Source organism: Mesorhizobium sp. M0898, from assembly GCF_040319695.1.
Lineage (GTDB): Bacteria > Pseudomonadota > Alphaproteobacteria > Rhizobiales > Rhizobiaceae > Mesorhizobium.
Genome location: NZ_JAMYOE010000001.1, coordinates 26,830 through 39,384, shown reverse-complemented (window position 1 = coordinate 39,384; position 12,555 = coordinate 26,830). Strand labels below are relative to the sequence as shown.

At 63.2% G+C, this 12,555-nt stretch carries 11 protein-coding genes; 3 read left to right on the top strand and 8 right to left on the bottom strand.

What is annotated here, in order from left to right; translation table 11 throughout:
- Nucleotides 1-204: 204 nt before the first annotated feature.
- Nucleotides 205-1,242 carry a phosphatidylglycerol lysyltransferase domain-containing protein gene (locus NKH90_RS00220; RefSeq protein WP_352816444.1) on the top strand — a complete coding sequence of 346 codons (1,038 nt, stop codon included), beginning with the start codon at nt 205-207 and terminating at the stop codon, nt 1,240-1,242.
- A 498-nt stretch (nt 1,243-1,740) separates the two neighbouring features.
- Here the strand turns inward: NKH90_RS00220 and NKH90_RS00215 are convergent, their stop codons facing one another.
- The 8 genes from NKH90_RS00215 to NKH90_RS00180 form a co-directional block, all read right to left on the bottom strand.
- Complete coding sequence (locus NKH90_RS00215; protein WP_352816441.1) at nt 1,741-2,817, bottom strand: ABC transporter ATP-binding protein; 1,077 nt, start codon at nt 2,815-2,817, stop codon at nt 1,741-1,743.
- Entirely contained in the window at nt 2,814-3,614 is an 801-nt protein-coding gene (locus tag NKH90_RS00210) for an ABC transporter permease (protein WP_352816438.1), read from the bottom strand. Before NKH90_RS00210 ends, NKH90_RS00215 begins: the two co-directional genes overlap by 4 nt.
- A 1-nt stretch (nt 3,615) precedes the next feature.
- The gene (locus tag NKH90_RS00205) at nt 3,616-4,476 is read right to left on the bottom strand and encodes an ABC transporter permease (protein ID WP_502896503.1); all 861 of its coding nucleotides are present in this window, start codon (nt 4,474-4,476) and stop codon (nt 3,616-3,618) included.
- Between the two features lie 66 nt (nt 4,477-4,542).
- Nucleotides 4,543-5,562: an ABC transporter substrate-binding protein gene (locus NKH90_RS00200; protein WP_352816435.1), complete on the bottom strand. Its 1,020-nt coding sequence runs from the start codon at nt 5,560-5,562 to the stop codon at nt 4,543-4,545.
- Between the two features lie 83 nt (nt 5,563-5,645).
- The gene (locus NKH90_RS00195) at nt 5,646-7,121 is read right to left on the bottom strand and encodes an aldehyde dehydrogenase (RefSeq protein WP_352816432.1); all 1,476 of its coding nucleotides are present in this window, start codon (nt 7,119-7,121) and stop codon (nt 5,646-5,648) included.
- Entirely contained in the window at nt 7,118-8,176 is a 1,059-nt protein-coding gene (locus NKH90_RS00190) for an LLM class flavin-dependent oxidoreductase (RefSeq protein WP_352540531.1), read from the bottom strand. Before NKH90_RS00190 ends, NKH90_RS00195 begins: the two co-directional genes overlap by 4 nt.
- A gap of 5 nt (nt 8,177-8,181) precedes the next feature.
- A complete protein-coding gene (locus NKH90_RS00185; RefSeq protein WP_352540530.1) occupies nt 8,182-9,981 on the bottom strand; it encodes an alpha/beta fold hydrolase in 1,800 nt (599 codons plus the stop codon).
- Entirely contained in the window at nt 9,974-10,561 is a 588-nt protein-coding gene (locus tag NKH90_RS00180; RefSeq protein ID WP_352540529.1) for an amino acid synthesis family protein, read from the bottom strand. The genes NKH90_RS00185 and NKH90_RS00180 overlap by 8 nt, the downstream gene beginning before the upstream one ends.
- 140 nt (nt 10,562-10,701) lie before the next feature.
- Between NKH90_RS00180 and NKH90_RS00175 the strand changes: the two genes are divergently transcribed.
- Together NKH90_RS00175 and dusA are read left to right on the top strand one after the other, a co-directional pair.
- On the top strand, nt 10,702-11,373 hold the full coding sequence (locus tag NKH90_RS00175) for a GntR family transcriptional regulator (RefSeq protein WP_023674997.1): 672 nt from the start codon (nt 10,702-10,704) through the stop codon (nt 11,371-11,373).
- A gap of 183 nt (nt 11,374-11,556) precedes the next feature.
- The gene (dusA, locus tag NKH90_RS00170; RefSeq protein WP_352816427.1) at nt 11,557-12,549 is read left to right on the top strand and encodes a tRNA dihydrouridine(20/20a) synthase DusA; all 993 of its coding nucleotides are present in this window, start codon (nt 11,557-11,559) and stop codon (nt 12,547-12,549) included.
- Nucleotides 12,550-12,555: the final 6 nt, after the last annotated feature.

The window sequence follows — 12,555 nt, the reverse complement described above, 5'->3', positions numbered from 1 at the left end:
GGGCGCAGCAACCAGCCGTCAGGTGCTGGGCGTCGACAACGTGTTGCCGCCGGGGGGCGGGACCGGAGCAGATTGCGCCTACGAATCTGGCGGCACCGGCCGGGTAACCATGCCGCGCTGAGATAAGGTTCAGCTCGCGCCAATATGATCGGTTTGGAGTCCGTCAGCTCTTTCATCGGCCTAGCCGGCACGCGAAAGTCGACCATGCCGTCACTGCGAAGACGCCTCGATCGTTTCCTGGAGAACCGCGGGCCTAAAATACCGCGGCTGCAGCTGAACCATGTCGAGCGCCTGACGCTGGTCCGTCGCCATGGTGATTTTTCCCTTGCCTATTCGACCGCCGTGCAGAGGGGGCTTCACTACTTCGGCGATGCCCAGGGCTACATCGCTTACGGCAGCAAAACGCGACATCATTTCGCGCTCGGTGATCCAGTGGCTGCCCCGGCCGATCGGCGCGACTATATCCGACGTTTCATCGAGGTTGCCGGCAGCCCGTGGTTCGTGCAGATCGGCGACCAGACGGCGCGCGTGCTTGCCGGGCTTGGCTATCAGGTCAACCGCCTCGGCGTCGATACCAGGCTTGTCCTGCCCGGACACGACTTTTCCGGAAAGCGCAATGAGACAGTGCGCTATTCCGAACGCTGGCTCTTGAAGAAGGGTTTTTCCTTCGCAGAGGACAACGGGACTGTCTTCCTCGACGAGATTGCCAGGCTCTCCCAAAATTGGCGGGCCGACCGCATTGTCAAGCGCTGGGAGATGAGATTTCTCAACAGGCCCTTTGCCGATCACCTTGGCGTCGATATGCGCCGTTTCGTCCTGCACGGTCCGGATGGGGAACTCGTGGCCTTGCTGGATTTCGATCCGCTGTTCAGCGACGGCAAGGTCATCGGCTACACCACCTCGTTCAAGCGCAAGCACATCGATGCCTCGGCGCATGCCGAGATCGGCCTGACCAAATTCGCGGTCGACCGCTTTCGCGATGAAGGTGTTTCCGTCGTCACCCTAGGCCTGTCGCCGCTTGTCGAAATCGGACCTAGCGGGTTTGCCGAAAGCGATTTCTGGCGGCACGCCTTCCAGCGTGCCTATGACTCCCCCTGGGTCAATCGCACCCGCTTCAATCTGCAGGGGCAGGCGGCCTTCAAGCGCCGGTTCCATGGTGTCGAAGAGCCGACCTATCTTGCCTTTCGTAAGGGGACCTTTTTCGAAGCGCTTTCTCTGCTCCGGCTGATCAGGGCCGTCTAGTGCCTGGTGGCTGAGCGCTCGTCGTCTCCTGGTATGGTCGACCTCACACCGGTCAGGCTTGGTTGTTTAGGTGGGAAAGGAATGCCGCGGCGGGAAGCAAAAGACCGGCTGCGAACCGCCGGCCTATTCTGCGGCGTCCCCAGTCCCGCCGGGGCACGTTGCAGCCTGAGAACGGCTTCGCGTCAGCGCCAAGGGGTCGGATTCACGGTTGCTGCAGCGTACCGCCGGGAATTACGAGGGTACCCTGGCCTGGCCTTGAGTATCTGAAGCCTATGAAGAACAAAGCAACGATGATCAAACAAATGACGATGACCGCGACGACGCTGCCAGGATGGTGTCCGGTATCTGGCGGTTGGACCATTGCCTTCCCGTATGGCTATCGCCGCGGACCTTCTTCATCTTCCAACCGAGCATGACGACTGTCAATGGGTACAGGAGTTGCGCCCGCCATCCAATCAGCTGCGACGCGTTGAAGGGCGGCGATCCACCGCGGCTTAGTCAGGCCGGAAACAGGAATGCAGCAGCGGGATCGAAAAAGACCTGCCGGCTGCAGGGCCACACATCCTGCGATTGCAGGGCGGCGGAGGTCGGCCTGATGTCAACCTCCTGTCCAGCGGCGATGCGCGCGACGATCCGCCGGCGCTCGCCGTAAAATGCGATGTCGACGATCTCGACATTCAGTTCCGCGCTCGCCGGGCTCCGCTCCATGCTAAAGGCTTCGGGCCGGATCATCAGCCTGGTCTTCTGGCCTTTGCCGAACGTGCCGTTGGCCCTGACTCCGGATATGACCGAACCGTCTGTCATGCGGATCGTTGTCGTGCCGTTGGTGGTGCCGAGATGTTCGGCGGCGAGGAAATTCGAATTGCCGATGAAGCCGGCGACGAAATCAGTCGCCGGCCTGAGATAGAGATCCTCGCCGGTGCCGGTCTGCTCGATGCGGCCATCCTTGAACAGGGCGATTCGGTCCGACAGATGCAGCGCCTCTTCCTGATCGTGGGTGACGTAGAGAATGGTGACGCCGGTCTGGCGATGGATGCGGCGGATTTCGCCCTGGATTTCCTCGCGCAGCTTCTTGTCGAGCGCCGACAATGGCTCGTCCATCAAAAGGATCGGAGGATCGTAGGCCAGCGCCCGGGCCAGCGCGACGCGCTGCTGCTGGCCGCCCGACAGCGCACCGGGTAAGCGTCCGGCAAAGCTTTCGAGCCGCACCAGGGCCAGCATGTCCGCGACCTTTTTCTTCACCTCGGCGTCCGGCCGGCGGCGAACCCGCAGCGGAAAAGCGACGTTTTCGGCCACCGTCAGATGCGGAAACAGCGTGTAGCGCTGGAAGACCATGCCAATGTTGCGCTTGTGCGGGGGCACCGCAAGCAGCGACTTTCCTTCCAGCAAGACATCGCCGGAAGTCGGGTCCTGAAAGCCGGCGATCGCGTACAGCGTCGTCGATTTTCCCGAACCGGAGGGCCCGAGGAAGGTCAGGAACTCGCCCCTGGGAATGTCCAGCGTGACGTCGTGCACGGCGACGATCGCCCCGAACGCCTTGCGCAGATTGCCGATGGAGAGGAAAGGGTGGGTCATGTCCGGAACTTTCGCTGCAGCAGCGCCGTCATCACCATCAGGGCAAGCGTCAGCCCGACCAGCAGGCTGGAGGCAGCAGCGATCACCGGACTGAGGTCCGACCGCAGACTGCCCCAGATCTTGACGGGCAAGGTTTGCAAGCTGGGGCTGGCCATGAAGATCGCCACCACGACTTCGTCCCACGAGGCGAGGAAGGAAAAGATCGCGGCGGAGAAGATGCCGATCCGGATCGACGGCAAGGTGATCCTGAGCCTGGCCTCGAGCGGGCTTGCCCCACAGACGATTGCCGCGTCCTCGATCGACTTGTCGAACCCTTCGAGCGCGGTGGCGATCGGAATGATGGCGAAGGGCAGCGCCAGCACGGTGTGGGCGATGACGAAGCCGATGGTGGTGCCGCCGAGGCCAAGGCGAAGGAAGAACGCGTAGATGGCGATGGCGAAGACAACGACGGGCAGCACCATCGGCGTCAGCAGCAGGCCACGCACGATCTCACGTCCAGCAAACCGTCCGCGAACCAGGGCAAAGGAGGCGAGCAGGCCGATCGCCACTGCCAGGATCGCCGTCATGGTGGCGATCCGGGCGCTGGTCAGTGCGGCGCCGAGCCAGGCCGGATCGGCAAAAAGCTCCTGGTACCATTTGAGCGTCCAGCCGGGCGGCGGAAAGGCCAGCCAGCGCGACGAGCCGAAGGAGAGCAGGACAATGAAGACCACCGGCAACAGAAGAAAGCCGGCGACCAGCGCGGTCAAGCCGAGCAGGGCAACCCGCAGTCCACCCATGCGGTCATAGTCGAGCAGCATCTCAGATGCCTCCGCTCATGCGCCTGGCACCGGCAAGGCGCAGTTGCAGCGCGTAGAGAGCCATGGTGACGACAAGCAGGATGAAGGCCGCGGCGCTGCCGAGCCCCCAGTTGAGCAGCGACTGGACCATCTGCGCGATCATTTCGGCAAGCATCATGTTCGACGTGCCGCCGAGCAGTGCCGGCGTTACGAAGTAGCCGAGCGACATGACGAAGACCATCAGGCCACCGGCGGCGACGCCGGGCAACGACAGCGGCACGAGGATGCGGCGGAACGCCTGGAAAGGGCTTGCGCCGCACAGCGACGCCGCACGCAGCGTCATCGGATCGATCGCCCGTAACGTGCCGACCAGCGGCAGGATCATGAAGGGCAGCATGATATAGACCATGCCGATGGTGACGCCGGTGAGATTGTTGATGAGCGGCAGCGGGTGGTCGATGACGCCGATGGTCATCAGCGTCCGGTTGATGACGCCGGTACGCTGCAGGAGCACCATCCAGGCATAGGTGCGGGTGAGCAGGTTCGTCCACATCGACAGAATGATGATGCCGAAGATGATCGAGGCCGGTCCCGAAGGCATGATCGCCAGCATCCAGGCGACCGGAAAGGCGACAAGGACCGTGACGATGGTGACCAACGCCGCGACCAGGAATGTGTTGAAGAACACCCGCGCATAGGTGCCGTCACCGAGCAGGGCAGCATAGTTCTGCAAGCCTGGCTCGGGCTCCGTGACACTGCGCAAAAGCAGCGCCAGCACGGGGACGACGAAGAACAGCATAATCAGAATCAGGGCCGGCAGCAGGCCATTGAGACCTGCCGGCACCCGCACCGTTCCAAAGTTCCGGCGTGTTTCGACCGACATGACAGCGACCCGGCTACGGGACGAGACGGCGCGAACCGTCTCGTCCATTGCGGTTCAGGGGCGGGCTTATTTCGCCTGCCAGGCATACCAGCGCGCGGCGATGGTGTCGCGATTGGCGGCCCAGTAGTTCATGTCGAGATTGATCTGTCCGTCGACATGAGCGTCCGGCAGCGATTTCACGGCATCGGCCGGCATCTCTGCCTTGGCCTTGGTGTTGATCGGCGCATAGCCGCTGGCTTCGGCAAATTTGGCCTGGCCGGCGGGGCTGCTCGCCGCGGCGAGGAATTTCATCGCCGTATCCTTGTTCTTGGCACCCTTCGGTACCACCAGAACGTCGGCTGCGGTCAGGTTCTGGTTCCAGGAGACGCCGACATCGGCGCCATCGTTGTCCAGTGCGAAGACGCGGCCGTTCCACAGCTGGCCGAATGTTGCTTCGCCGGATGCGATCAATTGCTGCGACTCCGCCCCGCCGCCCCACCAGACGATGTCCGACTTGATGGTGTCGAGTTTCTTGAAGGCGCGATCGAGATCCAGCGGATAGAGCTTGTCCGCCGGAACACCATCGGCCAGCAGCGCGATCTCGATGACACCGGGCGCCGACCATTTGTAGAAGGTCCGCTTGCCCGGGAACTTCGTCAGGTCGAACATGTCGGCCCAGCCGGCCGGTTCACCCGAAACGGCGCCCTTGTTCCAGGCGAGCACGAAGGAATAGTAGAAACTGCCGACGGCATGATCGGTGGTGAAGCGCGGATCGAGGTCGGCCTTCGGCACGGCCTTGAAGTCGATCGGCTCGAGCAGACCGTCCTTGGCCGCCTTGATGGCGAAATCCATCTCGACGTCGACGACGTCCCAGTTGACACTGCCGCTGTCGACCATCGCCTTCAGCTTGCCGTAGTCGGTCGGGCCGTCCTGCATGACCTTGATGCCGGATGCAGCGGTGAACGGCTCGGCCCAGGATTTGGTCTGCGCTTCCTGGGTCGTCCCGCCCCAGCTGGTGAAGACCATGTCCTCGGCCTTTGCGGCCGTCGTTGCCAGAACTGTCGTTGCAATAAATCCGGCAAGGAAGCCGGTGATGATCAGTTTCATGTCGTTCTCCTCTGTTGTTTTCGTTGGTGTCTGTTCGCGATCGGTCGTTTTCGCCTTGATCGCGCATCTCCGGCCAGCGGCGGCTACCGCATGACAAAAGGATCGGGAATTGGGTCGTCGGAGGTGCGTATCCACACCGATTTCGAACGCGTGTAGTCGCGGATCGCATCGAGGCCGCCCTCGCGGCCGAGCCCGGATTGGCCGTAGCCGCCAAACGGAACCAGCGGCGAGACCGCCCGATAGGTGTTGATCCAGACCACGCCGGCATGGATGCCGCGCGCCATGCGGTGGGCTTTTGCCAGATTGGTGGTGAACACGCCGGACGCCAGGCCGAACTTCGTGTCGTTGGCGAGCGAAAGCGCTTCAGCTTCGCTGTCGAAGGCTAGCACACAGAGCACCGGGCCGAAGAGCTCTTCGCGCACGCAGGCAAGCGTCTGATCAGGCGCGTCGATAATCGTCGGCGCGTAATAGAAGCCGTCCGCCATGCCCGCGGGGCGGATGCCGCCGGTGACCAGTTGCCCGCCCGCGGCCAGGCTTTCAGCAATGATCTTCTCTATCCATTCGCGCTGGCGCGAGGTGGCGAGCGGTCCCATTTCGATCGCGGGATCCTGCGGATCGCCAATCCTGATCGCCTCGGCCTTGCGCTTGAGCCGGGCGAGGAATTCGTCCTTCGCGGAGCGCTGGACCAGCAGCCGCGAGCCGGCGACGCAGCTCTGGCCGGTGGCAGCGAAGATGCCGGCAACGACCGCGTTGGCGGCGCTGTCCAGATCGGCATCGGCAAACACCACGACCGGGCTTTTGCCGCCGAGCTCGAGCGTCGTGAAGGCGAGGTTTTCCGCCGTATTCCTGACGATCTGCTGAGCGGTCGAGGGACCGCCGGTGAAGGCGACGCGGGCGACGAGCGGATGACTGGTGAGCCGGTGACCGCAATCGTGGCCGAAGCCGGTCAGGATGTTCACGGTCCCGGCGGGAAATCCCGCCTCATGGACGAGTTCAGCGAAGGCCAGCAACGGGGCAGGGCCGTCTTCCGATGCTTTCAGAACGATGGTGCAGCCGGCCGCCAGCGCCGGCCCGAGCTTGACGGCGGACAGGAAGAGCTGCGAGTTCCACGGCACAATGGCGGCTACGACGCCGATTGGCTCCGGCCGGATGGTCACTTCCATGTCGGCCTTGTCGATGGGAACAAACGAGCCCTCGTGCTTGTCGGCCAGCCCGCCATAATAGCGGTAATAGTCGCCGACATAGGCGATCTGGGCGCGGGTCTCGCGGATGATCTTGCCGGTATCGCGCGTCTCGAGTTCCGCCAGCCGGTCGGCATTGGCGACCACCAGATCGCCGAGCCGCACCAGAAGCTTGCCGCGTGCCGTTGCCGTCATTGCCGGCCACGTGCCGGAGCCAAGCGCCCGGTGAGCAGCTTCGACGGCGCGGTCGACGTCATCAGACGATGCAGCGGGCATCTTCGCCCATGGCGCGCCCGTCGAGGGATCGATGCTGTCGAAGGTCGCCGCCACTTCGACGAAGCTGCCGTCAATATAGTTCCTGAATTGAGTGGTGCTCATCGCAATCCGGCTTTCGGTTCGGAAAAGGCCGGCATCACCCTGTCGATGAAGAGCTGCAGCGATTTCTTCTTGCGCCGATGGGAAAGGCCGCTGTCGATCCAGATCGAATACTGATCGTAGCCGAGCGCTTCGTAGGCCTTCAGCCTGGCGATCACCTCGTCGGCTTCGCCAATGACCAGGTTCTGCCTGATCTTGTCAGGCGCATATTGCGGCATGGCCGCGATCTCGTCTTCGGTCAGCGCTTCCATTATGCCCTGGTGCACCGGCTTCTTGTTCTGGAACCAGGCGCCGAACTGGCAGTAGAACTGCGACAGATCCTGCGCGAGCCGGTCAGCCTCCGTTGCATCCTCGGCGACGAAAGTATGCATCAGCAGCATAATCTCCGGCCTTGGTACGTCGGGGTGGGCATTGCACGCCGCGTTGAAACGCTCCATCAGGCTGGCCACTTCGCCATCGCCGGAGGCAAGCGGCGTCACCTGGACGTTGCATTTGCTCGAAACCGCAAAGTCGTGCGAGTTCGGATCGCGTGCGGCCACCCAGATCGGCGGATAAGGCTTTTGCAGCGGCTTGGGCGACGAGGTGGTTGAAGGAAACGACCAGAACTCGCCGGCGAGTTCGAAATCACCATCCCAAAGGCCCCGGATCGCCGGCACCATCTCGCGCATACGCTGCCCGGCGACCCAGGCCTCGAGGCCTGGGAAAAGTCGCTGGTATTCGTAAGCGTAGGCGCCGCGCGCAATGCCGATGTCGAGACGGCCGCCGGTGACGACGTCGGCCATCGCTGCTTCGCCGGCAAGCTTGATCGGGTGCCAGAACGGCGCGACGATGGTTCCTGTTCCGAGCCGGATGCGCCTGGTTTTGGCGGCGAGCCAGGCGATGTTGATGAACGGGTTCGGCGAGATGGTGAATTCCATCCCGTGATGCTCGCCGATCCAGGCAGTCTCGAATCCTGCCTCTTCCGCCTGCAGAACCAGCTCCTCCAGCTCGCCGACAAGCTCGGAATGCGGCTTTGCCAGATCCGATCGCTCCATGTGCACGAAAAGCGAAAACTTCATCGGTTTCACCCGCGGCCGGAAAGAGGAATTTGAGAAGGCGAGGGCTTGGCGAGCGGCCGGACTTCGCCTTCGACCTCGTTGCCGACATAGACGCCGAATGCATCTTCCGTGCGTTCGCGCGCATAGCGGGCAAGCATCGAACGCACCGCGGGATCGGCGATCTCCAGATCGGCGATCTGCTCGATGTCGACAAGCCGCATCTGGCGATCGTCGGAATAGGACCCCTCGGCCGTTCCGCGATAATAAACATGCGTGCGCCAGGGTTCGGCGGCATCGTCCCACACCGCGAACAGGAAGCCGAGCTGGGCGTCTATGGCCCTGGCGGCAAGGCGCCCCTTGAGGCTGCGCGCATCGTTGGGCGTGCCCAGTCCGCGCCCCGCAGGCAATTCGTGAAACCCGTCGGCCGTTGCGAAGAACAGCACACGGCCCTCGTGCTCGAGAATGGCGCCGACCTCCGTATCGGGGGGCGCCGCCGCCAGCGCCTCCTGGCTGAGGCCGGGCGTGACGTAGGTGCCTCTGCAATAACCGAGGGGCTGGGCTCCGTTGTGGCTGAAGTCGCGGACGCGGCCGATGAGGATCGAGTGATCGCCAGCATCGACCAGCTGCTCCATGCCGCAATCGAACACCGCAACGGAGCCGTCGATCAGCGGATTGCCGGTCCGGCCCGGCTGCCAGGCCACGGCCGCGAACTTGTCCGCTGCTTTGGAAGCGAAGATGCCGGAATGGGCCTTCTGGTCCTCCGACAGGATGTTGATGGCGAAACCTCTCGATGTCGAAAAAGCACTGTGCCCCAGGGCCCTCTTGGCGATGCAGACAAGCACCAGCGGCGGCTCGAGCGAGACCGAGGTGAAGGAGTTGGCGGTGAAGCCGCGCGGTTCGCCTTCCGCTCCGATCGTTGTGACGATGGTGACACCGGTCAGGAACGAGCCGAGCGCGCGCCGGAATTCGCCGCTGTCAAAGACTGCATCCGTCTCCGGCTTCACGCCAGCGTCTCCTGCCGTGTCGAGAAATTCCATGATGTGTTTGGTCACTTTTTCAGGTGAAGCCATTGCCATCATATGCCTTTCTCCATTGAGCACGAGGCATTGGCCGTGCGGCGCAAGCCTCGCCATCGCCGCCGACATGGCCGGGGTCGAATTGCTGTCCTGCGACCCGGTCATGAACAGGGCCGCCGCGGCAAGACCGGGGAGGGCATCGGCATGCTCGGCGTCGGCATGGGCAAAGAGGCGATAGGTGCGCGCGTAGCCTTCGGGGTCGACCCTTTCAAGGGCGGCGCGCGCGGTAGAGGCCGCCCCGATAAGATTCGCCGGCAGCGGGTCGCCGAACCAGCGGGCAAGCGTAGCCGCAATGGCGGAAGGGTTGCCATGGGTGCCGAGCGCGGCCGCACGCTCGCGTACGGCCTGCGCCAAGGCCGCGGGGCGGCGGAATACCGCATTGAGACAGACGATTGAGCGAACGCGCGATGGGGTGCGAAGGGCGATCTCCAGAGCGACCAGCGCGCCCATCGAATGGCCAACGATCGATACCGACGCCACGCCGAGATGGTCGAGAAGGCGAACCGCCTGATCGGCGAAATCCGACAGGCTGGCTTCTTCCGGCGGCAGCGGTGAAACGCCGTGGCCGAGCATGTCGATGGCGATCAGGTCATGATGGTGTTTCATCGCCGCGATCTGATCGTGCCAGATCGCGGCGTTCATGCCGACACCGTGAATGAGCAGAACCGGCGCGCCGGAGCCGGCGCGGATGAAGCCGGTGCCGTCCGGAGCCGTGTCCCGGACCCATGCGGTGGCAGCGACGTCAGCCATGCAGGTCTCCGACCTCCTTGAGGTCCTGATAGCGGTCGCCGATACGATGGTGCGGGCGGCCGCCAATCGAAGCGCCAAGCGCCACCACCAGCTCGTCGGGCGCGGGCGCGTCGCCGATCTGGAAATGTACGGTCAGATAGTGGGAGCGGCGGCCTTCGTCGTTCTTGTCCATCAGCGGGATCATGATCGGGGTGTTCGGCCCTCCGCGCAGATTGGTGAAGGCGAGATAGGTCTTGGCGCCGACCGCGCGACGGTAATGGTTGCCGAAATGCAGCGTATGGATCAGCGCCGATGCATGCTCGATCTCGCCCTCCGTGCCGCAGACCGCGGCCTTGCCGTAGCCCTCTATCGCCTCGCCGGAACCGGCAACGGCGATAATCTCGTGGGTCAGCAGTTCACCGAGGACGGGAGCAATGGCGCGGATCTCCGGCGACAGGTCGTCGGTGAAACCGCGGCCGGCCCAAGGATTTGTCAGCACAGCGGCGACACCGATCAGACGCAGCGGTTTTGGGGCTTCCTTGCCGCCCTCGATTAGCGTGTTCTCGATGTAGGTGACGATCTTTCGAATGGCTGGTTTCATGAAAGTCCTCGGTCGCCGCGGCGCTGTGGAACGCCGAAATCTTTACATCATCTTATGGTATACCATACTATGGAGCACCAGAAGCCTTGTCAATCGGCTATGGAATCTGTTTTGTGGCCGGATCGGGGTAGGGAGAGAAAATGTCAGGCGATACGCTGCGGATCGACCGCTCTGCCAAGACGCTGAGGACGCTGGCGCTGGAGCGCATGCGTGAGGCGATCATGGGCTTCCATTTCCAGCCTGGCGAAAGGCTGGTCGAGCGGCCGCTATGCGATCAGCTCGGGGTAAGCCGTTCCGTCGTGCGCGAGGTGCTGCGGCAGCTGGAGGCGGAAGGCCTGGTGCAGATGATACCGGGCCACGGACCCGCCGTGGCCAAGCCGGATCTCGGCCGCACCGACGAAATCTATGAATTGCGGGCGCTGCTCGAGGGCATCGCGGCGCGGGCTTGCGCCCTGACAGCCACGGACGCGCAGATCGCCTCGCTCGATGCCGCCTTGACGAACCTGCTTGAGGCGTGGGCGTCCGGTGCGCCTGTCGAGGTGATGCGGGCAACGACCAAGTTCTACGAAACGCTGTTCGAGGCGGCGGACAAGCGCATTGCCTGGGAAATCGTGACGGGGCTGAATGTCCGCATCAACCAGCTCCGCTCAATGACGATCGCGTCGGAGAACCGCCGCGAGCCGGCGATCGCCGAAATGACCGAAATCATGGATGCAATCCGCTCGCGCAAGCCGGACGAGGCGGAGGAGGCGGCGCGGCGGCATGTCGAATCCGCGTGGCAGATCGCCCGCAACACGCTTCGCCTTGGCTGACTGGTATGCCGCCGGCGGTTCATCGTTCCACGGCAGGCATCTAACTGGTGCGTACAGTGACATGTGTGACATGCCAATTTGCTTTCAGTTGCGGCGGCAAAATCGTATATCGGGTCAGTTAGGTGTGCATCTTTTGCCAAATTGCTCTGTCATTCGAACGGACTGAGACAGAAAAGTAGTAAAATGAACATGTTACGCCACAAAGTTGCCGTGGCGCCGATGATGGATTGGACGGACCGGCACTGCCGGTTCTTCCATCGCCAGCTGACGCGCGAGGCGCTGCTCTATACCGAGATGGTGGTGGCCGATGCGGTCATCCACGGCGCACGCGAGCGGCTGCTTGGCTTCGACGACAACGAACATCCGTTGGCGCTGCAACTCGGCGGCGCCGATCCGGGAAAGCTGGCCGAGGCGGCGCGCATCGGCGAAGCCTTCGGCTATGATGAAATCAACCTCAATGTCGGCTGCCCGTCCGACCGCGTCCAGTCGGGCACCTTCGGCGCGTGCCTGATGAAGACGCCCGTGCTCGTCGCGGATTGCGTCGCGGCAATGAAGGCGGCGGTGAAAATACCGGTCACCGTCAAGTGCCGCATCGGCGTCGATGAGCAGGATCCGGAACCGGCACTCGATGCGTTGGCCGATGGTGTTTTCGCGGCCGGCGCCGACGCGCTGTGGGTGCACGCCCGCAAGGCCTGGCTGGAAGGACTGAGCCCAAAGGAAAATCGCGACATCCCGCCGCTCGACTATGGCCGCGTCTATCGGCTGAAAGCCAGAAAACAAAACAAATTCATCGGCATCAATGGCGGTATTCAATCTCTCGCAGAGGCGCTGACGCATCTCGACCATGTCGATGGCGCCATGCTCGGCCGCGCCGCCTATCACACGCCAGGGATACTCACCGGCATCGATGCCGCGTTTTACGGCAGCACAGCTGAGTCGTTCGATTTTGTCGCACTGATCGATGCCATGGCGGATTACGCGTCACGCCATATCGAGCAGGGCGGACGCCTCGGGCATGTCACCCGGCACATGGTCGGGCTGTTTCACGGCCTGCCCGGTGCACGCCGCTATCGGCAGATCCTGTCCACCGATGCGACAGGGCCGGGTGCCGGACCGCAGGTGCTCAAGGCGGCTTTTGCAGAGGTCGATTTCGGCCGGACCGCAGAGGCGGCCTGAGGAAAA

Excerpts from the sequence above, each read along its gene's own strand:
- NKH90_RS00220 (WP_352816444.1), top strand. The coding sequence starts at position 205 with ATGCCGTCACTGCGAAGACGCCTCGATCGTTTCCTGGAGAACCGCGGG.
- NKH90_RS00215 (WP_352816441.1), bottom strand. The coding sequence starts at position 2,817 with ATGACCCACCCTTTCCTCTCCATCGGCAATCTGCGCAAGGCGTTCGGG.
- NKH90_RS00210 (WP_352816438.1), bottom strand. The coding sequence starts at position 3,614 with ATGCTGCTCGACTATGACCGCATGGGTGGACTGCGGGTTGCCCTGCTC.
- NKH90_RS00205 (WP_502896503.1), bottom strand. The coding sequence starts at position 4,476 with ATGTCGGTCGAAACACGCCGGAACTTTGGAACGGTGCGGGTGCCGGCA.
- NKH90_RS00200 (WP_352816435.1), bottom strand. The coding sequence starts at position 5,562 with ATGAAACTGATCATCACCGGCTTCCTTGCCGGATTTATTGCAACGACA.
- NKH90_RS00195 (WP_352816432.1), bottom strand. The coding sequence starts at position 7,121 with ATGAGCACCACTCAATTCAGGAACTATATTGACGGCAGCTTCGTCGAA.
- NKH90_RS00190 (WP_352540531.1), bottom strand. The coding sequence starts at position 8,176 with ATGAAGTTTTCGCTTTTCGTGCACATGGAGCGATCGGATCTGGCAAAG.
- NKH90_RS00185 (WP_352540530.1), bottom strand. The coding sequence starts at position 9,981 with ATGGCTGACGTCGCTGCCACCGCATGGGTCCGGGACACGGCTCCGGAC.
- NKH90_RS00180 (WP_352540529.1), bottom strand. The coding sequence starts at position 10,561 with ATGAAACCAGCCATTCGAAAGATCGTCACCTACATCGAGAACACGCTA.
- NKH90_RS00175 (WP_023674997.1), top strand. The coding sequence starts at position 10,702 with ATGTCAGGCGATACGCTGCGGATCGACCGCTCTGCCAAGACGCTGAGG.
- dusA (WP_352816427.1), top strand. The coding sequence starts at position 11,557 with ATGAACATGTTACGCCACAAAGTTGCCGTGGCGCCGATGATGGATTGG.